The organism is Alterotamlana spongicola (genome assembly GCF_035818475.1).
In the GTDB taxonomy this organism is placed as follows: Bacteria; Bacteroidota; Bacteroidia; order Flavobacteriales; family Flavobacteriaceae; genus Cognatitamlana.
The window spans coordinates 192,165-216,930 of record NZ_JAYMGV010000004.1; the positions used below are offsets into that span (position 1 = coordinate 192,165).

Consider the following 24,766-nt stretch of genomic DNA (forward strand, 5'->3'; position numbering starts at 1 on the left):
TTGTTTAAAAATTATGAAAACCTCAATTGTATCTATCATATCTATATTATGTTGTGTTTTACAGATAAAAGCTCAAGTATATAAAGACTTATCTCAAAAAGATGTTTTTACTAAAGGGTACCCTCAACTTATATCCTTTAGAGGAGAATATATTAATTCTGTACACGTTGATGAAGCAACATGGATAGATGCCGCAACGCCTACAGCAGGAATTTTTAAAAAATTTGTTGATGTAGATGAACTTGAAAATGTTAGGTTATTCACACAAGATTGGGCTACAAATTATCTTAATTCTAATCCCAAAGAGCTGGTTTTAAATCATTATTTGGGGCGTGCACATTTAAATCATAAACCAGGTTCGAGTGATTTGTTTTTTCCAGGACATTGGCTCTCTGTTCCGGGATCTACACTTACTACAGCTATAGGACCGGCAGATACGGTGATTGGTGTACAAGATATTTCGAAATTTTCAGGGACTATATCAACAGGCGTCACCAGGTATCCTACACTGATGATTGTACAGTTGGACGGTTTTGGGAATAAACTATGGGGTACAGCAGAATATGTTACTATTGAGGATATTTCTGATGTGAATACTTCTAATTCTACAATTACTGTTACCAGAGGGAGTGCTTTGTCTACGGCAAAGTCTCATCCTAATGGAGCAACTATAGTACCAATGACTGCACGTTTAGGAAAAAAGACAGGATTTGATTATAATTTATCTTTGGATTGCCCAACAGATGCAAATGGAAAAACGGCAGCCGATATTATTTTAGAAGAATTAACAACTTTTCATCAAAATGGTGGAGATTTAGAGTTTGCACAGGGGATTTCTTTTGATTTATTGCCATGGAGCCCTAGAGATCCTAAAGCAGATGTTAATAATGATGGCATTTCTGATAATGGTTATAATGGTTTAGAAAATAGATATGCTCAGGGAGCCTATGCACTTATGCAGGATATAAGAACGATGCTTACAGACTCTAGGTTAATGATAGGTGATGGGTATGTAGATGATGATCAAAGAGCTATTGGAATTTTTGATGGTATAGAATCAGAAGGATTGGTAGCAGTAAAAGATGCTTATAGAGGTTTTTCTAAGACAATCAATGTATTTAGTTATTGGAATGAAGCCAATACTTCCAGACCCTATAACTTTAGTTTTATAGTTTCTAAATTTAATAACCCACTTGATGCTGCAGATCCTAATGAGGTTGACAATGGTACAGAATTGGGTATAACAGGGAAAGTGAATTTAGAACGGTTGATCAAAGGAACAGCCACTTGTTTAAATGCGGCTTACACAAGGCCTCATATAGAAGTAGCAGTAGATGAAGATTTGGGAGGAGATTTAAATACAGAACAATGGTTAGGAAATCCAACAGGCGATTTAATTCGTTTGGCAAGACAAACACCAGACCTTTTAAATGGTACCGGATTAAATCTTTCTAATTGGTCAGCATCAAATGCCACCATTTCAAGTTCTAACGGGAATTTAGTTGTAAGCGGTAATAGTAGCAATAGTAGAGAAGATATTCAAATTACATATAATAATTTAAATGTTGGAAACCTTAATGATGACATTGTAATTTATGTAGAAGTGCAAGCTCTGGAAAGCTTAGTTGATTTCCCGGATATTATACCCCGGGTATTAAGGGCTAATACTACTGGATTACCTACTTTAGAAATTAAGAATTCAGATAATAATTTGCATAATGATTTATGGGGCTATATGGATACCTCAGAAACGAGGTTATTGTCCTTTTATTACAGAAAAGCAGGCGGGTTAAATTTAGACTTTATATTAAATGCAGAAAACAACGGAGACTTTGTGGTGAAGAGTATAACAGTACATGCCAGTGCTCAACTTTTGGCTAGACAATATGAGAATGGTGCTGTTTTAGTAAATCCTTCTTTAAGTTCAAAAACATTCTCCCTTACAGATTTGTTTCCTGGAGTTACTTATAAAAAACTAAATGGAATAACAGATTCAGGTCATAACTCAGGAGAAGCTTTAGGGAATACAGTAGATGTTCCAGCAAAAGATGCTTTGTTTATTTACAAGACAGGTACATTAGGGACTGATAATTTTAATAAAGAAGATATAATACGTTTAGTACCTAACCCTGCTAAAGAAAAAGTACTCATACAGAGTGAGCATAATATTCTGGACTACAAAGTGTATTCTATGCTTGGTAAGTTAATAAAGCGGGAATCAATAAATTCTAATGCCAAAACTATTAATATCTCTAATTTACAAAGCGGAATCTATATCTTTAGATTTAGTACTTATAATGGATCAGTGTTGAAACGAGTTGTTAAAGTTTAAAAACTTAACCTAACATTTCATTTCCTGCTAATGATGAGCGTTTCAATAATAGTAAAGGATAGCAATGTTTTTTAAACAACAATTTGTTACATATGGGCACGGGATTTACCTGGTATTTAAAGACATTAGCACTCAGAAACAATTTGAAATATTTTTTAACAAACCAAACCAGTAATCGCTATGCGTCTTATAGTAGTAATACTCTTATTTTTTAGTGCAATTAGCCAGGGGCAAAAACAGCCAAACATCATTTTTATATTAACAGACGATCAAGGATATGGTGACTTTAGCTGTTTTGGAAATCCTTATTTAGACACGCCAAATATGGACAAACTAAAATCAGAAAGTTTGTTTATGAGTAATTTTCATGTGTCTGCTGTATGTGCGCCTACACGAGCAGCTATTTTAACAGGAAGGTATAATTACAGAACAGGAGTAACAAGTGTTAATCAAAGTCGGGTAAACATGCATCCTGAAGAGCATACCATTGCAGAATATTTAAAAGACGCTGGTTATAACACAGGGCTTTTTGGAAAATGGCACTTAGGCTATAACTACCCTATGCGGGCAAACGATCAAGGATTTGATGAAGTGGTCACATGGGAAGAAATGCAATATGGGCGATTTAATCCAATAATGGATGTGAATGGTGAAAGCCAACATTTTTACGGGCACTTTCTTACAGATTTGATTTTTGATAAAGCTATAGATTTTGTAGAGCGAAAATCTACAGCAAACAAACCGTTTTTTGCATTTATTCCTACTTTTTTACCTCATACACATCCGGACGGCAAACAAGTTCCTGATAAATATGTAAAACCGTTTGAGGACGAGAAAGATTTAATACAGCATACTAAAGAGGTTTATGGTATGGTGTCTAAAGTAGATGAAAACATAGGGCGTTTAATGAAGCGTGTAACAGAATTAGGATTAGATGAAAATACGCTGATCATATTTACTTCAGATAACGGCCCGGCTTCACATGGGCCAAGGCGAGGGGGGCAAAAAAGGTATAATAATAATTATCGAGGTGTAAAAGGAGAAGGTTATGAAGGCGGTATAAGAGTACCCTTATTAATGCGTTGGATAGGCAAATATAACAATGAACAAGAAGTAGATGAATTTACTGCCCATATTGATTTATTGCCAACCATAATGGATATATGTGATGTTCCATTAAAGAGAAATAAAGTATTAGATGGGAAAAGCCTTTTGCCACTAATTGAAAATAAAAAAGTTAAATGGGAGAGAACGTATTACCATCATTTTTTAGTGCCATGGTCAAAAGAAGGAAATGATGCGTTCCAGAAAACACTTTGGAAGAAATCAGTGGTTTATGACGGCGCATATAAACTGGTTGAAGGCAAAGAACTTTTTGATTTATCTAATGACCCCTATGAGAAAGTAGATTTGGCAAAACAAAAGCCCGAAAAAGTAAAGCAACTACAAAAAGACTATCTAAACTGGTTAGATGAGGTTATTGATCAAGATAATTTACCCTCTTATCCAAACCATATAGGTAATGACATACAACCTATTACAAACTTATTCTATTTTGAAAAAGTTTCCAATGAAGAGGGCTGGCCTGTGAAAGTAGAGGAATCCGGGAATTACAAGATAACCTTAGAAGATATACAACATAAAGTTTTACCCAATCATACTAAAGCCATAATATCTGTAAAAGGGAAAGAGTTTTATGGGTATACCAATAAAAAAGATAAAGACCTGGTAATAGATAATGTGAAATTACCAAAAGGAGAATATTATTTAAAAGTAATTTTTGAAGGGTATAAAAAACAAAAAGAAGCCTATGACCCGGTAAGGATGAGGTATGCAAATATTACAAAAGGGGATTATGGACATAGAATGGTTAGAGTTCAAAAGCAAGACTGATTACTTTTTTAAATAATAGACTTATGATCACAAAGAACATCAAAACAGTCATATTTATCACGTTAGTTTATTTACAAGCGTTTGGACAAGTTCAAAATGAACCGATAACAAAATGGTTTTCAGATGCAAAGTTGGGAATGTTTATTCATTTCGGATTATATTCAGAGCCTGCAGGAGAATGGAACGGGCAGCGCACAGGCCGAGGAGATTATGCAGAATGGCTCCATATGCAGGGAAACTGGCCCTATGGTATTGAGAAAAAAGAGTATCAGAAGTTGGCAAAAACATTCAATCCTAAAAATTTTAACGCTGATGCCTGGATAAAATCAGCCAAAGAGGCTGGAATGAAATATTTTTTAATAACAGCAAAACATCATGACGGCTTTGCATTATGGCCAAGTAAAGTATGTAAATATAATGTTGTTGATGCTACACCTTTTAAAAGGGATATCTTGGGAGAGCTTGCAAAAGCTTGCGAAAAATATGGATTGGCATTAGGGTTTTACTACTCACATTGGCAGGATTGGGAACATAAAGGAGGAGCTATGCCACCCCATATAACAGTAAAGTCTGAAACACTACACCCCATAGTAAGTGATGCGGACTTTGAAAGTTATTGGCAGGAAAAATGTTTACCACAGGTTAAAGAACTTATGTTAAACTACAAACCGAAATTCTTTTGGTTTGATACTTGGATGCGTTCTCCACATATCACAGAACATCGGGTTGATGAATTGATCAAAACAGTAAAAGAAATAGATGAAACCTGTTTGGTGAATAGTCGGATAGGAGCTCACATTCCTGGTATTAAAGATAAAGTAGACTATATCTCTATGGGAGATAATCAGGTTCCAAATAAAGGGGAGAAAAAAGTATGGGAAACTTCCTTTACGTCACAAAATTCCTGGGGGTATCACAAACTGGATTTTAAATGGAAAGATTCAGGTGAGATCATAAAAGTATTGGTCCAAAATGCGGCTCATGGCGGGAACCTTCAACTAAATATTGGCCCTAAAGGAGATGGCACATTTCCAAAACCAAATGTAAAAAGGTTAAAAGAACTTAGTGCATGGGTTGCTGTTAACGGAGAGGCTATTTACGGAGCTGAACCAAGCCCAGTTGAAGATCCTGATTGGGGTTATATAACCTCTAAAACATTGAAAAATGGTAATACTAAATTGTTTTTACATGTTCTAAATTCAAAACCAGGTATGGAGATAGATTTAAAATTACCGTATGCACCTTCAACATCAATCTCTCCAAAAATGTTAGAAACCGGAGAATCACTATACTGGTATCCCCAACATAAAAAGATGAATATTGTGATGCCACACTTTGTAGTGGATAAAAATGTTAGTGTAATAGAAATAGTATTAAACCACAATATACATGAAAGGGCAGAACGGTTGAAAAAAATAGAGGCAGTAAAATTTAAAGCTAAATAAAAAATAAGGTATCAAAAAGATAGAGATAAATAAAAAACATTTTACTGTTATGTCTCCTTATAAAAACATAATAATCATAGTAATAATGCTAATAGTTACTATTAGTAAAGCCCAAGATAATAACAAGCCGGTTAAAATAGGAATAGCAGGATTAACACACGGGCATGCCAAATTGGTTTTTAAATTTTTGAAAACCAAAGAAATAGAAATAGTTGGCATAGCAGAACCTAATACAGTATTGAAGGAGCGTTACAAAAAGCAATTCAATTTAGCAGATGCACTTTTTTTTACAAGTATTGAGGATATGCTAAAAGAATCTAAGCCAGAGGGTGTTGCTGTTTTTACTAATACCAAACAGCATCTGGAAGTGGTGAAAATGTGTGCGCCAAAAGGTATTCATGTTATGGTGGAAAAGCCTTTAGCAGTAAATTACAAAGAAGCTTTAACCATGCATGACCTGTCAAAACAATATGGAATACACGTCATTACAAACTATGAAACCACATGGCATCCGGCGCTTATTGAAGCCCAGGAAAAAGCTTTTGAAGATCATAAGATTGGAGATTTAAAAAAAGTAGTTTTTCATCATGGAAATAATGGAACCATTAGGGGAAAAGGAAATGACGAGTTTATAGATTGGCTAACCGATCCTGTTAAAAATGGAGGCGGAGCCATCATGGATTTTGGGTGTTATGGCGCTAATATTATAACATGGTTTAATAAGGGAACTATGCCTTCTTCTGTTTATGCAGTAACTAATCAATATAAACCGGAATTATATCCAAAGGTGGATGATGATGCCCTGATTCTATTAGAATATCCTAACTACCAAAGTATACTAATGGCCTCATGGAATTGGGTCATACCAAGGAAGGATGTGGAGATTTATGGAAATAAAGGTTTTATAAAGGTTGAAAATTCTGAAAGCCTTAGTCAATGTTATTTACCAAAAAGAGCGATAGTAAAAGAAGCATATACCTCAATTGGATATCCTATAAATGAACCATTTAATTTTTTTGCCGATATTATCAAGGGCACAAAAAAGATTGAACCATTTTCACCGGTTTCCATAGAAAACAACCTTATAGTAATGAAGATATTAGATGCTGCACGAGAAAGTGCTAAAAAAGGAGAAAAAATTAATTTTTAAAAGAGCCTATACAATGAAGATAAAACATGTAATGGTATTAGGACTATGGATTTTAGGAGCTAATCTTTTTGCACAAATAAGGCCTAAGCAAGAAAAGCCTAATATTATTTTAATCATGGCTGATGATTTAGGCTATGCAGGGCTTAGTAGTTTTGGAGGTATTGGAATAAAAACACCGGAATTAGACCATTTAGTTGAAAATGGTATAAAATGTACAAGTTTTTATAGTAATGCTCCCGTATGCACTCCAACACGGGTAGCCTTATTAACAGGACGATATCAACAAAGAGTCGGTTTAGATCATCTTTATTACCCTTGTATAGATGGTGATGGATTAGACCCAAAAAAGCATATAGTTTTAGCGTCTCAATTAAAAAAGGCCGGATATTATACCGGAGTTTTTGGAAAGTGGCATTTAGGGGATGAAGAAAAGTACAGGCCTAAGAGCCATGGATTTGATGAGTTTACAGGATTTTTAGACGGTAATATAGATTTTATTTCACACCATAATACCAGAAGTAAAGAAGATTGGTGGATTGATCATAAGTTAAAAAATGAAGAAGGATACGTAACTACATTATTAAATAATGCCGCTGTAAACTTTATAGAAAATAATCATAAAGCACCATTTTTTTTATACTTACCACATGCTGCAGTACACGTGCCTATGCAAGGCCCTGATGATCCGGCTTTAAGAACTAATGAATATTGGCAATATCGGGTAGATAAGAAGATGACCGATGAGGTTTATATGAGGCGATACTCAGATATGATGACATCAGTAGATAAAGGTGTAGGGCGTATAATGGCAACGCTTAAAAAATATAATATTGAAGAAAATACGTTGATAATCTTTATTTCAGATAATGGGGGAGAGGAAAGAGGTGTTACGGCTGGTAATGTTAATGGAGGTTTAAGAGGCTATAAAGGAACCATGTACGAAGGCGGAATAAAAGTACCTGCTTTATTTTATTGGAAAGAGACATTAAAGCCTGGTTTAGTAAATAAAGACGTTATGCTGTCTATGGATATTTTTCCAACCATATTGCATTTGGCAGGGATTAAAGAAGATAAAACATTAAAGCCAGACGGGGTTAATTTGTGGCGTAGCTTAAAAAAAGGCAAGAACATCAAGAAAAGAGATTTGTTTTGGATGCATAAAGAGCGTGTGGTAATGCGTTCCAAAAACTTAAAACTGATTATTCAAAACAGCGATGTAGAGCTTTATGATTTATCTAAAGACCCTAAAGAGTTAGTTGATTTATCAGAGAACATAGCTTATAAAAAGGATCTTGATGAGATGCTTATAAAAAGTAAAAACTGGCATAAGGAGACAGCTATTGGGTTTCCATTAGAAAGAGTTTTAGGGAAAGATTTAAAAATTCCCTGGCCATGCGGAAGAAACCTGGAAGAGTATAATAAAAATATAAAAGCGATTCCTTCTTATAATTTAGAATGATTTTTTAGAAAGACAATACATATATAGTATGCGTTTTTAAAATTTTTATTGATTAAAATTATCAATTGCCACATATAAAAATGAGACTGTCTAAAAAGTGTCATTCTGAATGAAAATGAAGAATCTCCTGGAAATTATACACACTAATTTTCAAAACAATAAGATTCTTGTCTGCTTCGCAGGGTGCCCTCTTGAAAGTATACTTTCAAGAGGGCAATGCTCTGAGTGACAAAATGAATCACTTTTTAGACGGCCTCGTTTTATTTTTTAATGTGCTTATTATATTTAAAACTGGAGCATATGCTTTAATTATTATTGTAGCCCATGCTTATATTTATGTATTTCTGATCCAGCTCCGGAGAATCTTTGTACTTAACTCTCAGAACTTTTAACTCTTGCTTTAGTTTTGCTACTACCTCAGCATAATCCGGATCATTATAAACATTGTTCATTTCCTGGGGATCCTTTTTGCGGTCATATAACTCCCATTCATCTACATCATAGTAGAAGTGAGCTAGCTTATAGGCTTTGGTAACAATTCCATAATGGCGCTTAACCATATGTACTGAAGGGTATTCATAATAATGATAGTACACAGCTTCTCTATCCCATGTTTCTGTTCTTCCTTCCAGAAGCGGGATTAAACTTTCACCCTGCATGTCATTGGGCGCTTCAATTTGTGCTGCTTCTAAAAAGGTTTGAGCAAAATCCAGGTTTTGTACCATTTCTTCATTGGTGGTATTGGGGGTTATTTTATTTGGCCATCTAATAAGTAGAGGCGTCTTAAAGGATTCGTCATAAATAAACCGTTTATCAAACCAACCATGCTCACCTAAATAAAATCCTTGGTCTGAAGTGTAGACAACAATAGTGTTATCACTTAATTCGTTCTCATCTAAATAATCTAATACCCGCCCTACGTTGTCATCTACCGAAGAAATACAAGCCAAATAGTCTTGCATATAACGCTGGTATTTCCATTGCATTTTTTGCTTATCATTAAATTGAGGCCAAAGGGCTTTAAATGATGCGTTAATAGAGTCTAAAACAGGGTCATATTTTGCTTTTTGCTCACTATTAGCTCTTGAATAAGGTTTGGTAAAACCATCTAATCCGTTTTTAAAAGTCATTACCGGTACAGCGGGTAATACAGTTCCCATTTCTGCAATGGTTTTTGGTCTTATTTTAGAGTCATGTCCGTACTTCATGTGGTTTAATAAATTCATTTCGGCAGTTTTAGCAGCGGTACCTCTGTTTGAATAATCATCAAAAAGAGAAGCGGGTTCAGGAAACGTTTTTGATGTAAATTCTTTAAATTTTTCCGGACTTGGCCACCAGGCTCTATGGGGAGCTTTATGCAGATACATCATTAAAAAAGGCTTTTCTTTATTTCTTTTTTTGTCAAGCCAATTAATGGTTAAGTCAGTTATAATATCTGTAACGTACCCCGTTATGGTAGTATCTCCTTCTTTAGTAATGAATGTAGGGTTTATGTAGTCCCCTTGACCAGGTAAAATCATAAAATCATCAACACCTTTCGGGTTATTACCAAAATGTAATTTACCAAACATAGCTGTTTGATAACCTGCTTTTTGAAATAATTGTGGAAAAGTGGTCTGGGTTGTATCAAAAGGCATTTGATTATCAATTTTACCATTTATATGTGTGTGTTTCCCTGTGAGTATGGTAGCTCTTGAAGGCGCACAAATTGAATTAGTAACACAAGCATTAGTGAAAAGCATACCTTCATTAGCAATCCTGTCAATATTCGGGGTTTTTATAAGTTTGTCAGAATAGGCACTAATAGCTTGATAAGCATGGTCATCAGACATTATAAAAAGAATATTAGGCCTTTTTGTTAGCTCTTTTTTGTTTTCTGTAGAGCTTTTGCATGAAACAAATATTGTGGCAAAAATTACTGCTGTCAGCTTGGTGAAATTGAATACTTTTTTAAACATATTATTATAGGAACGATTAGATTACTTGTATTTACTTTTGTAAAGTCACTCTTTATAGCGGTTTAATTTTTTTAGAGATTTTAACAATATATATATTTTGCCCTTCATATGTAAATTTTATGTAACCAAATTTACCATACCAGGCTAAAAACGACATGTCATAATGTATCAAAATGGCAATTTATAGGCGTGTAGATACTCAAACGGATTAGTTGTTCTTTTTCTTTTTTGAGTATTCATGAGGTGTCAGGCCATATTGTTTTTTAAAGGCTTTAGAAAAATAAGACCTGCTTTCCAAGCCTATTTCATACATAACTTCCATGGCTGTTAAATGTCCGGTTTCTAATAGTTGCGCAGCACGTTTTAAGCGTATGGAGCGTATGAATTCTGTTGCTGTTTGCCCGGTGAACATTTTTAATTTTCTATGTAATTGCATTCTGCCGGTTCCCAATTGTTCACAAAAGAATAATAAATTAAAATTACCATCATTCATATTATCTTCAACAATTTTAACCGCTTTTTGTAAAAAGATCTCTTCTGGTGATTCCACTTTTACATGAGATGGGTTTAGTATAAAATTACGTTTTAACCTGTCCTTGTTTTTCTTTAAGTCGTTTAACAGGTTTTCAACTTTTATTTTCAATTCTTTTGGATCAAAAGGCTTTGTGATATAATCTGTAGCACCAATGTTAAGGCCCGTAATTTTTTCATTTTCTGAGGTTTTGGCCGTTAAAAAAATAATGGGTATATGTGCAGTATCATTATCTTTTTTTATGTTTTGACACATTTCTATACCATCCATTTCCGGCATTGAAACATCTGAAATAATCATTTCAGGTAAAAACCTCTTAGCGTTTTCTTCACCTTTTTTTCCATTTTCAGCAATAATGGTTCTAAAATCTGAAAGTAGTCTTTTTAAATAATGTTGTATCTCTTTATTGTCTTCTACAATTAAAATAAGTGGTAGTTCTTCGTTCGTAGAAGGCATATCTTCAAATGTTTCTTTCTCGTGTTCTCCACTAATCCAGACAGGTGTCCCTTCTGTACCTTCTTTGGCTATCTGATGTTGAATTTGATCAAAGAAATAGTCTTCTCCTACGGCTAGAGTAACTATAAAAGTACTGCCTTTACCTAAAGTACTTTCTACGCTAATAGAGCCTTTGTGTATTTCAACAAGCTTTTTTACCAGAGCCAGGCCTATTCCTGTACCTTCTGTTGCTATATCACCTTCCTGAAAGAACCGTTTAAATATGTTTTGCTTGTTCTTTTCTGATATGCCTTTACCGGTATCAGATACAGAAATTATGATTTCATTGCTTTTTTCAGCTACAAATGAGATAACAATATTGCCGTTTAAATTGGTGTATTTTAAAGCGTTTGACAGAAGGTTATGGATGATTTTTTCGAGTTTATCCTCATCATACCATGTTATAAATTCTTGGCGTTTGGTTTTTAACTGCATTGCAATCTGTTTAGAGTTTGCAATTTCTGTATAGGAGTTCTTTATGCTTTCCAATAAGCCTAAAATATTTCCTTTGGTTAGATGTAATTTTGAGTTGTTAGATTCGGCCTTTCTAAAATCGAGTAATTGGTTTACCAACCGAATCATTCTATTAATGTTTAGGTTAAGAGGAAGTAATATGGAGTGGGTTTTAGCATCATTTTTGAATGTTTCCATTAGCTCTAATACAGGGCCGTGTATAAGTGTAAGTGGTGTTCTGAATTCATGTGAAATATTAGTGAAATAACGCAACTTCATTTCATTTAGTTCTGTTTGCTTTTCTCTTTTAGAGGTTTGTAAAAGTATTTCGTTCTTAAGGTTTATACGAGATTTCCAAACCTGCATTATGATATAAATAGATATTGTAATTAATAAAACATACAGCATATAAGCCCAGGTCGTTTTCCATGGTGGCGGAAGCACCTGTATTTTTAGAGATTTAGAAACCGGAGACCATATACCATCATTATTAGATACTTTTATATTTAATATGTAATTTCCGGATGATAGGTTTGTAAACGAAACAAATGGGTCATTTAAGTTTTTAATAATCCACTCTTCATGATATCCTTCCAATTTGTACATAAACTGATTTTTTTCGGGAACAGCAAAATGCAAAGAGGAGACTCCTATAGTAAAGTCGTTTTGCTTATAATTAATAACAATTTCATCTGTTTCTGAAATAGATTTAGTTAATATAATATTGCCATTTACCACTTCTCCAGGCATTATTTTTTTATTAAAAACAGAAAGCGATGTAATAGCTGCTTTGGGAAATGTAGTGTTTAATTCAATCTCTTCCGGGCAAAAAGATACATAGCCTTTTATGGTTCCAAAAATCAAATTTTTATAATCCTTTTTAAAAGATGTCTTTGTAAAAGCATTACTTATTAGTCCGTCATCTGTAGTATATGTTCTGAATTGGTTTGTCTCAATATCTAAAAAAGAGAGCCCGTTATTAGTTCCTATCCAAACATTTCCATTATTATCTTTTTCTATAGATTTAACTAAATTGCTGGCTAATCCATCTCCCTCATTAAAAGAAGCACTTAAAGTATAAGCTTTTTCATCTTTGGAAGGGATTAGTTTATTTAACCCATTGTCTGTACACAACCATATAATTTCTGAATTAATATAAATATTGTTTATGGTATTAGATGATAAAAGAACATCTCCTTTTGTATCCATATTAAATACATCAAAAGTGACGTTTTTTAATGATTCGTCATAATTCATTATAGTTAAACCACATGATCTCTGAAGCATCCATAATTGTGCTTTTTTTGGATAAGCTTTAATAATTTGAATATCACACCCTGAGATTTGATAAGAGCTTTCCCGCTCTATTCTTTTTATAGTTTTTATATGCCCGTTATTTTCTCTTTTTATATATATAAGCACTCTATCTGTAGCTAACCAAATATTGCCATAAAGGTCTTCATCTGCCGTATTAAAACGAATGTTTGTGATATGTTCATACCCCCATTCCTTAAAGTCTATTTTATCAGTTGGTTTTAAAGAAGGGGTATTACTTTTTTTTGGATTGTGAACATATACTCCATTTCGTGTTAAAATCCAGATAAAACCGTACTGATCTTCAAATAAATTGACAAGCCCTATATTATGATTTTCATATACGATAGTTTCTTTTTCTATATCATAAATGATAAGTCCAGTCTCATTAACTCCTGTCCATAAATTGTTATTTGAGTCAAGTAATGAGGTAACCACATTAGGAGCTACTACAGTACTGAACATGGAATTAAGGTTGTCAAATTTGTTGAAATTCTTAAATGATAATTCAAAATTAAAGACACCAAGGTTAGATGATGAAAGCCATAATACGTTTGAGTTATCAATTGTTCTAACTCTTCCAGAAGTACCAATTTTTGTGGTGAAAGGTGTGATTTTTTGATTTTCTGAATGAATATCACTAATTTTAAAGAGCCCTTTCTTATAATCAGATATCCATATATCACCAGAACGGCTTATAGCCATACCTGTAACATCTAAGCCATTTGTAAGTGGATATTGATGCCAGTTTTCAATAGCCTGCCTGTTATCGTCGTTTGGATTAAGTACAAAAACACCGTTTGTACTACTTACTAATATATCATTTTTATCATTTTTAGTAATACTCGAAAATAGTATATTGTTTGAAACAACCTGATTAACATAATAATCTTTAGAAGCAGTATTAGTATAATCTATCCTAAAAAGTTTTCTCTTCCAATCTATCAACCATATTTCATTTTTTCCTTCAAAAATTTGAGTAATCCTGTCTATATTAAAGTCTTTTGCTGAAGACAATAAATTTAATTTATGGAATTCTGGAGTTTTTCCTTCTAAAATAGCTTTAATAGAATGTAAGGAGAAACGATATAATGTGCCTGCTCTGGTTCCACAAAGAATATCTCCGTTAGATAGTTTAGTAATAGAATGTATAACATTATTTAAAATATTATTCTTATCAAGAATAACATTTAAAAATGTATTGGTTTCTATATTTAATATTTGTATTCCCCCAAATTCACTACCTGCCCAGATATTTCCATAAGGGCCTTCGCATATAGAGGTAATTCGATCATTTTTAAGTCCTCCTTCAATATTTGATTGTTCGTAATAATTAGTAATAGAAGTTCCGTTTAATCGATTGATACCGTTAAGCGTGGCGATCCAAATATACCCCCTGGAATCTTGTAATATATCTGTAACATGGTAATAAGATAAGCCTTCATCAACACCAATATTTTTAATGTTTGGGTCATTGGAAGTAGCCCATACATCTTTGCATAATAAAAAAAGAAAAAGGCAAAAAAAACAGTATTTTAATTTATGTAGTTGGTTAAAAAAAAGCGCTTTCAAAATACAATGTTTTTGTTTAAAGGTATAGACTGGTTTTTATAATTAAGCTGGTTGTAAATAAAGCCTTAGTTATGTTTTTTATGTTAACTATAGTAACTACTGGCTAAAACTATTTTACAAAGTAGCGGCTAGTCATTTCTTGAATTATAATGACTTTATAAAAATGGATGGTTATTTGGTAAATGAAAAACGTATATAGAATCTATAATTGTTTATAGGCCCTATATACGTTTTCTGTGCATTCCTTTTTTTATTAATTCCCCAGATTTGGATTTGCTAAGATCTCATTCGCAGGAATAGGCATGAAGTATTCTGTAACAGGGCCCAAAGGCTGTAAGTCGTCAGGATGTTTATCAGCATTGGCTTCTTCTACCAATTCAAGTCGGGTTAAATCAAACCATCGTACCGGTTCGCCGGCAAACTCCCAGGCCTTTTCCTGGATTAATTGTGCTACACTTAAAGAGGTGTAATCAACTGTTGGATCAGGAGTATTTAAAGGCAACCCATTAGCTCTTCTAACAATTTTATTGACAGCTTCTAAAGCATCAGCATCAGTTTCATTCCCTGTAGTGACAATCTGAGCTTCAGCAAAAATAAAATATAGTTCTGCAAATCTTTCCAGAGGATGAGATATAGCATTTCTCCAGGTTAATGCATTTCCTTGAAATTTTTTGTAGTAAGGGCGGCCCACACTAAAATCCGGCCAAGGTGTTCCATCCGCTAATTCTGTATAAAACGTATTATCTTTTCTTACCTGATCAGGGAAGTTGTTAAAAAATGTAAGCTCAGAAAAATAATCATCCCATCCACCTTCATCCGACGGGCGTGCAGCGTTACCATATAAAGAATTTGAGTTATACCCTTGTGTTCCAACAAAATTAAGCGCAAAGACCTCTTCTTTGTTCCCATCGTTATTTATAGTTGCGCTAGGCCATAGATCAATAAAATTATCCATTAACCCAAAACCATAGGTGCTTTGGTTATCAATTACTTCTTTTGCAAGAGAAGCTGCCATAGCATATTTGGATTGATCTTTTAGCGGCCAACCTGCCATTTGCATATAAACTTTAGCCAGTACAGCTTTGGCCGTTCCTTTATTGGCACGCCCGGGTTCCGGTTTAGAATTTCCCAGTAGTGTTATTGCTTGATTCAAATCTGATATAATTTGATCATAGATATCTGCTATTGGACTTGTTTCTATGTCTAAATCTTCTTCATTAAAAACGTGAGTTTGTAAAACTAAAGGAACTTTCCCCCATACTCTGGTAAGCCAAAAGTAATTATAGGCCCTTAGAAAAAATGCCTCTCCCGCTATTTGATTAATAACAGTTTGGCTCCCTTCTGCGGTTTCGTAATTAGCAATAATATTATTAGAACCTTGAATAGATTTATATGCGCCTCTCCATATTTGTGGTAAACGTCCGTTTTGCGATACAACAACAAATTGATCAAATGCTCTAAAATCAGCTTTGTTACTTGCCTTATGGGTTGTTATATCATCGCTACCCATTGTAACAGCTCTTACCGATGCATTACCATATCCCCGAATCCAGTTTCTGGTCATTTGAGCATAGGTTCCCACTAAGGCTGCTGTTAAGCCTGTTTCAGTATTTAATGCACCTCCATCAGAGGTTAATTGTCCACTTAGGTCTTCTTCTAAAAAATCGCTGCATGAAACAACAGAAGCCAAAATTGTAGTAAATAATACTATTTTATATATATATGATTTCATTTTCTTCTATGTTTAAGATTAAAATTTAAAATTAGCTCCTACAGTAAAAGTTCTTGAGTTTGGGTATGACCCGGCGTCAGCACCCCCAGTATCACTATTATCTACAGTGTTATAAGCTTCCGGATCTAAACCTTTATAGTTTGTTATAGTCCATAGGTTAGTTCCGCTTAACATAAACTGAGCCTGTACACCTTTAAGAACTTCTTTTGGTAAGTTATACGCTATACTTACATTCTTAAGTCTTAAAAAATCTCCTTTTTCAATAAACCTTGAAGATTGTAATTCATTAACATTTGTTGCGCTAAAATGGGGGATATTACTGTTAGGATTAGTTACAGCATCCCAACGGTTTTGTATATCAGCTAATACGGGCTCTCTACTTGCACCATTTGACATAATGCCAGTTCCGTATCCTAAGTTCCACTTATCAAAACCAGTCATGGCTAAGAAGAAAAAATTAAGTGTGAAATCTTTGATCTCTAAAGTATTGTTCCAACCGTAAACTGTGGTAGGTAATCCTGAACCTATTATTTGAAAATCGTCAGGGCCAATTGTGCCGTCTCCGCTTATATCTTCATATCTGGAATCTCCGGGAACATTTCCAAATGTGGCAGCTTCAGCAGCTTCATCACTTTTCCAGGTTCCTAAATAGTTAAGACCCCAATAGCTGGATAGTGAATATCCCGGTTTTAATACACTTTCAGAGATGTTAGTAATACCACCGCCAACACCACCGTCTAGGAAAATCATGTCTTGATCTCCTATATCAACAATTTCATTTTTTGTGTAAGAGGCGTTAAGCGTACTATACCATTTAAAGCTATCATTATCAAATAAAGTAGCATTAATGCTAAATTCATAACCGTAATTTTCTACTTCTCCTAAGTTTTTTGTTATTCTACCTCCACCTAAGTAATCCGGTAAAGGTTCGTTAAGCAACAAATCGGTTGTGTTTTTTTTATAATAATCAAGTGAAAAACCAAGTCTGTTATTAATCACAGTTGCATCTAAACCAACATTCCATTGAGCAGTAGTTTCCCATTTTAAATTTTCGTTGCCAGGATTTCCAACGGCAATTCCAGAAACTAACGATCCATTGGTAAATGCACCTCCTGCATTAAATTCAGAAGTATTAAAGGTTGTAACCGTTCCAAAAACATCAATAGCCTGACTTCCTGTTTTTCCCCAGCTCCCTCTAAATTTTAAATCATTAAAAAAGCTATCTTTCATAAATGCTTCCTCAGAAATTCGCCATCCAAATGCAACAGAAGGGAAGGTGCTGTAACGATTTTCTTTTCTGAATTTAGATGAACCATCTGTTCTAACGGAGGCTGTTAAAAGATACCTGTCTAATAATTCGTAATTGATTCTTCCAATATAAGAGCGTAGTGTTTCTTCTCTTTTAAAAGAGCCTACAGAAAAATTATCAGCAAGTGTTAGGTTGTCAAATTTTAATTCAGGAAATAAGAGTCCGTTGGCAGTCGTGTTAAAGCCATTTACGTTCCTGAATTGATGCTCAACTACTGCTGTTGCCGTAATTTCATGTATTTCATTAAATGTTTTTCTATACGTTAAGTTATTACTGTTTTGCATAAAAACATTTTCTACGGCGCCTTGTGAGGCACTGGGAGAACCGTTAAGAGTGTTTGCGGTATAGCCTTTAGTTTTTGTATTTATATAATTTAAGCCATAGCCTATATCTAAAGTAAGCCCTTCTATAATTTCGTAATTGAAAGATCCATTGGCCGTAAAAACGTTAGCTTTAGCAATATTATCATTTTGAGCTAACTCAATAGGGTTACTTTGAATAGATGAAATAGGGTCTCTTGTTGTTAGAATACCATTTTCATCCCTTGCCGGTGTGGTTGGTGCCCAGGATAATGGTCCGGAAGCACTAGAGTTAATATTACCGGATCCGGCTATATTGTTAGATTCTCTACTATTAAAGTTTAGCTTTAGAGTCGTTTTTAACTTATCGGATATTTTAGCGCCTAAATTAGCTCTCAGTGCTATTTTTTCAAATTCTGAATTTAATAATACCCCTTCTTGTGATAAATAATTTCCGGAAATAAAATAATTGATGTTTTCACTACCTCCAGAGTAATCTAATTGCACTTCTTCCCCATATGCGGTATCAAATAGTTCGTCTTGCCAATCGGTGCCTCCATTTGCTCTAAAACCAGCAATCTCTTCAGGTGTAAACCTGTCCGGTGTCCCTAAATCTGAAGCTCTTTGGTTTACTACTTCAGCAAATGTTGCGGCATCCATAACATCCCATTCGTTAAGTACACTTGATACGGAAAACCGGGTTGTAAGTGATATTTGCGATTTTCCGGTCTTTCCAGATTTGGTAGTGATAAGTACAACACCATTTGAGCCTCTACTACCGTAGATGGCAGTAGCCGAAGCATCCTTGAGTACCTGGATAGATTCAATATCTGTTGGGTTTATATCTTGAAAATTTGACCCAACAAAACCATCTATCACATATAAAGGCTCATTGCTTCCGTTTATGGAATTTGCACCCCTGATTCTAATAGAAACGGTCCCACCGGGCGCTCCGGAATTATTAATAACATTTACTCCCGGGGCTCTTCCCTGTAAAATTTGATCAACCCTAGTTACCGGCTGATTTTCAAACTCATCTGTTTTTACTGAAGCAATAGATCCTGTTAAATCTCGTTTGGATTGTGTTCCATATCCAACCACCACCACTTGCTCTAAACTTGCTATATCTTCAATAAGAGTAATAGAAAGAGATGTTTGATTTTTTATAGAAACTTCCTGGGTAATAAAACCTATGTAGGAAACCACTAATACAGCATTATCATCTGCTACTTCAAGAGAAAATAAACCATCAAAATCCGTTTGAGTACCATTGGAAGTCCCTTTTTCTAATATATTAGCTCCGGGCAAAGGTGTGCCATTGGTATCAAAAACCGTCCCGTTTATTTTAATGCCCTGTGGTTTTTGTTCTTTAACAGGGGTTATGACGGGAAGTTTATTTTTACGTTCTGTCAGGTGTATTTGATTATCGGTGGAAGATATTGCATAGGTTGTTTTAGTATTTTTAAACACATGGTCTAATATGCTTACAATAGACTCCTTTTTAGCTTTTATTGAAACCAGTCGTTTTAAATTTACATCTTTTACCCTATATACAAATCGGAAATCAGTGCTGTTTTCTATTTCATCTATAAGTTGTTTAACAGGGACATTTTCTAGGTCCAGAGAAATCTTTGTGCGTTGCGCATACGAATTATTTGCTTGTACAGTAAGTAAAGCAGCAAACATGCACAGGGTGAATAATTTCATCTTTAAATCAAATTTCGGTAGTTGATAAGGCAAGTCAAGCCCTTTCAGTATTTTTTTCATACTTTTATAGTGTTAATTGGTGATTAATTTTTTCATTTTGATCACTTTTTTCAATCGGGAAGTGTTGCAGCATTTTCCGATTTTTTTATCCCGTTTTTTAGGAGATAAAAATTGTAATCTTTAGTTAGTTTAATTAGTTTTTACATAGGCATAGGAAGTTTAAAATTGTTTTTTATTCTACGGTTATTATATTACCTTTTATCTTATAGTTTATACCATGATATTTACGTAAGTTTTCAAAAACTCGCTCTACGGTAATTTTGCCAAAATTGGCATTAAACTTTTCCTTGGATAATTTTTCATTCTTATTTATGATGGTTACATCATAATGTCTTTCTAATTTCTTTAGAATATTCTCAAAGGGCATATCTCTAAAAACCAATTCACCATTAATCCATGAGGTATATATATCGGTAATAACCTCTTCTTTGACCAGACTTTCATTTTTCTTGTTGAATCGGGCTTTAAAACCAGGCTCTAACAGAGAAGCGTCATCCGGGTTATATGTTACTTTATCAGTATATAGACTGACCGAGCCTTCTACAAGTACCACTTCTGAAATATTGTCTTCAGGATAAGCATTAACATTAAATTTTGTTCCTAAAACTCGTATGTTTAAATTGTCAGCATTTACAATAAAAGGATGTTTTTGGTCTTTGGCAACATCTAAAAAAACTTCACCGGTAACAAAGATTTTCCTGTCCTGTCCTTTTAAAAATTGGATAGGATATTTAAGGGATGATCCAGCATTAAGATGTGCTATAGTCCCGTCAGATAAATGAAGCTCAAATGTTTTTCCGTGGGGTATGGTGAGTGTGTTATATTTTAGTTTTTTTACAGCTCCTGTAGGGCTATAAACTAATTCATTGTTATTTTGGTTACCTATAATATTTCCGTCATTATCTAAAATTGTGGTTGTTTTGTTTTCTTCAATAACTTTTATACTGCCATCTTCCAATTGTAATGTAATGGCATTGGCCGGGAGTGTATTTTGATTTGAAAAGGCTAAGTCTTTCAGTAATAAAAAGCCAATGGCTATTAAACCAACACATACTGCAGCTACAGAAGCAATTTGCTTAAAAAGCTGAGTTTTTCTTGAAGAAACTTTATTGGCTGTTACACCCTTCCAAATAGATTCTTTTAATTGATGCTTATGAGCTTCATTTATAAAATAAGGCTCTTTATTTCTGGATTTTAAATCTGCATTAAATTTTTCCAGAATTTTACTTTCCTCATCATTTAAAGACCCTTCAATGGACTTTTTTAATAATTTTCTGAATTTTTTTTCCTTCATAAAGCTATGGCTACTTTTAAATAAGAACCATGAAAGGAGAATAACTCACTTGCTAAACATTAATTTAACATTAATTTAACATTTAAGAACGTTCATATGTGAGAATATTAATATGAAATTAAGTTTAAACAGGTAAGATATTTAAAACTAAAATTAACATAACAGATATAAGAAAAGATTGAATGACGCTTAGGTGTTGCCTAATCAACTTTAAAGCTTTGGATAACTGATTTTCTACAGACCTTTTTGAAATACCCAGGTGTAAAGCAATCTCTTCGTTGCTAAGTTCTTCCATTCTGCTTAGCCTGAAGATTTGTTGACAGCGAGGTGGTAAATTACTTAGAGAGTTTTCAATAGCAATTTGAGTGTCTTCCAAGTCATAATGTTTTTCTACTAGAGGTTTTGAAGGTAATGCTAAAGATTCTATGCTATCTAATTGAATCTTATTAAATTTATTATCTCTCAGATATTTATAACAACCATTATTTACAGCTTTAAAAACATAGCCTTTAAAATTTTTAATGTCTTTAGACTCCCTATGATTCCATAAGTTTATCCATACATTTTGTACAATATCCTTAGCAACATTCTCGTCCATTACAATGGACTTTGCATTGATAAACATAGGCTCCCAAAATAAATCAAATAATTTTCGAAATACTTTTTCATTCCCCTTTTTAAATTCAAGAAGGAGTAGTTTATCTGAGTTGGTTTTTTCGGATATCATATAGGGATTAATCAATATTCCAGTTCATAAATGTAATGAAAAGTATTAATTTATAGAAAGAGGCTAGTTATATAGAAAATTTATTATTGGAAGCTATAGGGGCCTAATTGTTATATAATATTGATTAAGAATGGAAATAATCTTTAGCCTATTTATATGAAGATTTTATAGTTACTCCATATTTAGATTAAAGAACACATGAATAAGTTATTTTGAGCAATAAGTTGTTACACTATGACACGGATTTTTTTTAAGACCTAAATAGATTTGTAAAAGTTATGGGAACATAATTAAAAAGACTGTAAAAGGTTTTAGAATTTATTTATTAATCATAAAAATAACCGCATTTTGAAAACTCTTAAAAGCCTACGTGCTTATTTATTAATTTCAGTAGTACTTATTTCTACGGTTTCACTAGCTGAAAATATTAATAATATAAACAATATAATAAGCATCCAATCACCAAAGAAGAAGAATTCAATCCATTTTAAGTTAGAGCACGGAATTCCATATTATGCGGTTAACCATAAAGGAAATTCTATTATCAAATGGAGCCGTTTGGGCATAGAATTTAAACAATACCCTTCATTGGGCAGCAATTTAAAAGTAATAGAGAATAAAAAAAGTGAGAGTAATACAACATGGGAGCAACCATGGGGAGAAGAGCGGTTTATAAAAAACAACTATACCGAGCTGGTAATATCAGCTAAAGAAGCATTTTCTAATATTCAAATAGATATTATTTTCAGAGCGTATGATGATGGAGTTGCATTTAGGTATGCCTTACCCAAACAAGCAAATGTCTCAGCAATAGATATTACAAATGAAATGACAGAGTTTAATTTTGTTGAAGATTATGAAGGATGGTGGATCCCTGCTTATGATAGTAAAGTGAGGTATGAAAATTTACATAGAAAAACAAAGATAAGTGAGCTAGATACCATACATACGCCATTTACAATGGAAAGCAAAAAAGGCCTTGCCATTAGTATACATGAAGCTGCTTTGACCAATTTTGCAAGTATGACATTAGAGTCCAGAGGCAAAGGCCGGTTAAAGGCTAATTTGGTACCCTGGTCTGATGGTATTAAAGTAAAGCTTAAAGATGCATTTAAAACACCATGGAGAACCATTCAATTGGCAGATAAAGCCACAGATTTAATTACATCATATTTAATATTAAACCTGAATGAGCCCAATAAATTGGGAGATGTTTCATGGGTGAAACCAGCAAAATACATAGGGATTTGGTGGGCAATGCATGTAAAAAAATACTCCTGGGGCTCAGGTTTAAAGCATGGGGCTACTACAGAGAACACAAAAAGATACATTGATTTTGCTTCTAAACATGGATTTGACGGTGTCTTGGTAGAAGGTTGGAATATAGGTTGGGATAATTGGCCAAAAAGTTATAATGATTTTAATTATACAAAAACCTATCCGGACTTTGATATGAAAAAGCTTAGTAAATATGCAAAGCGAAAAAAAGTTGGAATTATTGGACATCATGAAACAGCAGGGAATTCTGAAAGTTATGAAAACCAGCTAGAAGATGCATTTGCATATTATAAGAAATACGGCATTAAATATGTAAAGTCAGGTTATGTAGGAGCTACTTTAAATAAAGTAGAATGGCATCATGGTCAGTATGGTGTAAATCATTATAGAAAAGTAGTAGAGACAGCGGCTAAGTACGGTATTATGATGGATGTGCATGAACCTATTAAGCCAACAGGAATTCGCAGAACATATCCTAATATGATGTCTCGAGAAGGCGCAAGAGGTATGGAATTTGATGCATGGGATAAAAATGGAGGTAACCCGGTTTCACACATTTTAACGATTCCATTTACAAGAGGGTTGGCAGGTCCTTTTGATTTTACTCCGGGTATATTTGATGTTATGATAGCAGGCAAACCCAATAATAGATCAAACATGACTTTAGCAAAGCAATTATCAGCCTATGTTTTAATATATAGTCCATTACACATGGCGGCAGATTTACCTGAGAATTATGAAAATAATCCGGCTTTCCAATTTATAAAAGATGTACCAACAGATTGGGAAACGACTAAAGTATTAGATGGTTCTATAGCCGAAAATTTAGTTATAGTAAGAAAGGACAGAGATACTGATAATTGGTTTTTGGGGGCGGCTACATCAGAATCGATATATAAAAAAACTATTGCATTAGACTTTTTAACACCAGAAAAAATGTATGAAGCCACTCTATATAAAGATGCTGAAGATACTGATCTAAAAACCAACCCAACAGCATTTATAATAGAAAAGATAAAGGTTAAAAGTACAGACAAACTACCAATTCACCTAATCTCAGGAGGAGGGTTGGCCGTTAGTTTTAAAGCGATATGATAATAGGGTGTGAGACTGTGATTTATTTATAATAAATTACAGTCTGATAGGAGTCAATTGAAGCAAAATGTAAGTGCTCCCGAATGAACCCCTTTTTATTTGGCATTATATGCCATTATTTGATATTTAAGAGAATTAAAAAGCCGATAAACATTATGTTTATCGGCTTTTAGTAGAATTTGATAAATTTTCAGCAGAGAAAGAGGAACTATCCATAATTTATTTTTTCCAGGTTTTATAAGACCTAAAAGAGGCCTCAAAATTTAGTGACCCCGAATTTGCCCCTTTTTATGAAAAGTTTAACATTTTCATGCTGTTTAACGCAATTTGAGTCTATATGTAATCATATTTGTCATTTCTATTTCTGCTAGTATTCTTTGTGGACTTACTATATTAGACTGGACATAAAGATGCGAGATTTAGAGTTGCATAAATTAACTTTGAATCATGAAAGAACAGTACAGAAATTACAGTCCTTCATTTAAGAAAAAGGCTGTAGAATTAAGTTATGCCCGAGGGAACACAAAATAAGTGTGTGAGGAATTAGACATTCCGTATTCGGTATTACATCGTTGGCGAAAAGAATCACAAGATTATGGTAAGAATAGTTTTCCAGGTCGAGGAAAGCCGAAATGGACAGATGAACAAAAAGAAATAGCCTT

At 33.7% G+C, this 24,766-nt stretch carries 12 protein-coding genes and 1 pseudogene; 7 read left to right on the forward strand and 6 right to left on the reverse strand.

The features are described 5' to 3' along the window. Positions 1-13 precede the first annotated feature (13 nt). From VOI54_RS16640 to VOI54_RS16660, 5 genes are all read left to right on the forward strand, one after another. Entirely contained in the window at positions 14-2,332 is a 2,319-nt protein-coding gene (locus VOI54_RS16640; RefSeq protein ID WP_326284281.1) for a T9SS type A sorting domain-containing protein, read from the forward strand. A gap of 180 nt (positions 2,333-2,512) precedes the next feature. Further along, complete coding sequence (locus VOI54_RS16645; protein WP_326284283.1) at positions 2,513-4,225, forward strand: arylsulfatase; 1,713 nt, start codon at positions 2,513-2,515, stop codon at positions 4,223-4,225. Positions 4,226-4,248: 23 nt separating this feature from the next. Beyond that, positions 4,249-5,670, forward strand: a complete 1,422-nt coding sequence (locus tag VOI54_RS16650) for an alpha-L-fucosidase (protein WP_326284285.1) — start codon at positions 4,249-4,251, stop codon at positions 5,668-5,670. Between the two features lie 49 nt (positions 5,671-5,719). After that, complete coding sequence (locus tag VOI54_RS16655; protein WP_326284286.1) at positions 5,720-6,820, forward strand: Gfo/Idh/MocA family protein; 1,101 nt, start codon at positions 5,720-5,722, stop codon at positions 6,818-6,820. Positions 6,821-6,833: 13 nt separating this feature from the next. Further along, entirely contained in the window at positions 6,834-8,279 is a 1,446-nt protein-coding gene (locus tag VOI54_RS16660) for a sulfatase-like hydrolase/transferase (RefSeq protein ID WP_326284288.1), read from the forward strand. Between the two features lie 305 nt (positions 8,280-8,584). Here VOI54_RS16660 and VOI54_RS16665 read toward each other — a convergent pair whose 3' ends face one another. From VOI54_RS16665 to VOI54_RS16690, 6 genes are all read right to left on the reverse strand, one after another. After that, positions 8,585-10,237 (reverse strand): sulfatase family protein, encoded by a 1,653-nt coding sequence (locus tag VOI54_RS16665; protein ID WP_326284289.1) that lies wholly within the window; start codon positions 10,235-10,237, stop codon positions 8,585-8,587. Positions 10,238-10,445: 208 nt separating this feature from the next. Continuing rightward, positions 10,446-14,603, reverse strand: coding sequence for an ATP-binding protein (locus VOI54_RS16670; protein WP_326284290.1), 4,158 nt, complete (start codon positions 14,601-14,603; stop codon positions 10,446-10,448). A gap of 253 nt (positions 14,604-14,856) precedes the next feature. Continuing rightward, positions 14,857-16,335, reverse strand: coding sequence for a RagB/SusD family nutrient uptake outer membrane protein (locus tag VOI54_RS16675; RefSeq protein ID WP_326284292.1), 1,479 nt, complete (start codon positions 16,333-16,335; stop codon positions 14,857-14,859). Between the two features lie 18 nt (positions 16,336-16,353). Next, positions 16,354-19,710: a SusC/RagA family TonB-linked outer membrane protein gene (locus VOI54_RS16680; protein ID WP_326284293.1), complete on the reverse strand. Its 3,357-nt coding sequence runs from the start codon at positions 19,708-19,710 to the stop codon at positions 16,354-16,356. 172 nt (positions 19,711-19,882) lie between these two features. Further along, positions 19,883-21,004 carry a FecR family protein gene (locus tag VOI54_RS16685; protein WP_326284294.1) on the reverse strand — a complete coding sequence of 374 codons (1,122 nt, stop codon included), beginning with the start codon at positions 21,002-21,004 and terminating at the stop codon, positions 19,883-19,885. A 124-nt stretch (positions 21,005-21,128) separates the two neighbouring features. Continuing rightward, positions 21,129-21,731 carry an RNA polymerase sigma factor gene (locus VOI54_RS16690; RefSeq protein WP_326284296.1) on the reverse strand — a complete coding sequence of 201 codons (603 nt, stop codon included), beginning with the start codon at positions 21,729-21,731 and terminating at the stop codon, positions 21,129-21,131. A 348-nt stretch (positions 21,732-22,079) separates the two neighbouring features. Here VOI54_RS16690 and VOI54_RS16695 point away from each other — a divergent pair, with 348 nt between their 5' ends. Both VOI54_RS16695 and VOI54_RS16700 read left to right on the forward strand, forming a co-directional pair. Then, entirely contained in the window at positions 22,080-24,104 is a 2,025-nt protein-coding gene (locus VOI54_RS16695; RefSeq protein ID WP_326284297.1) for a glycoside hydrolase family 97 protein, read from the forward strand. Between the two features lie 447 nt (positions 24,105-24,551). Further along, a pseudogene (locus VOI54_RS16700) lies at positions 24,552-24,766 on the forward strand (transposase); the annotation flags it as partial.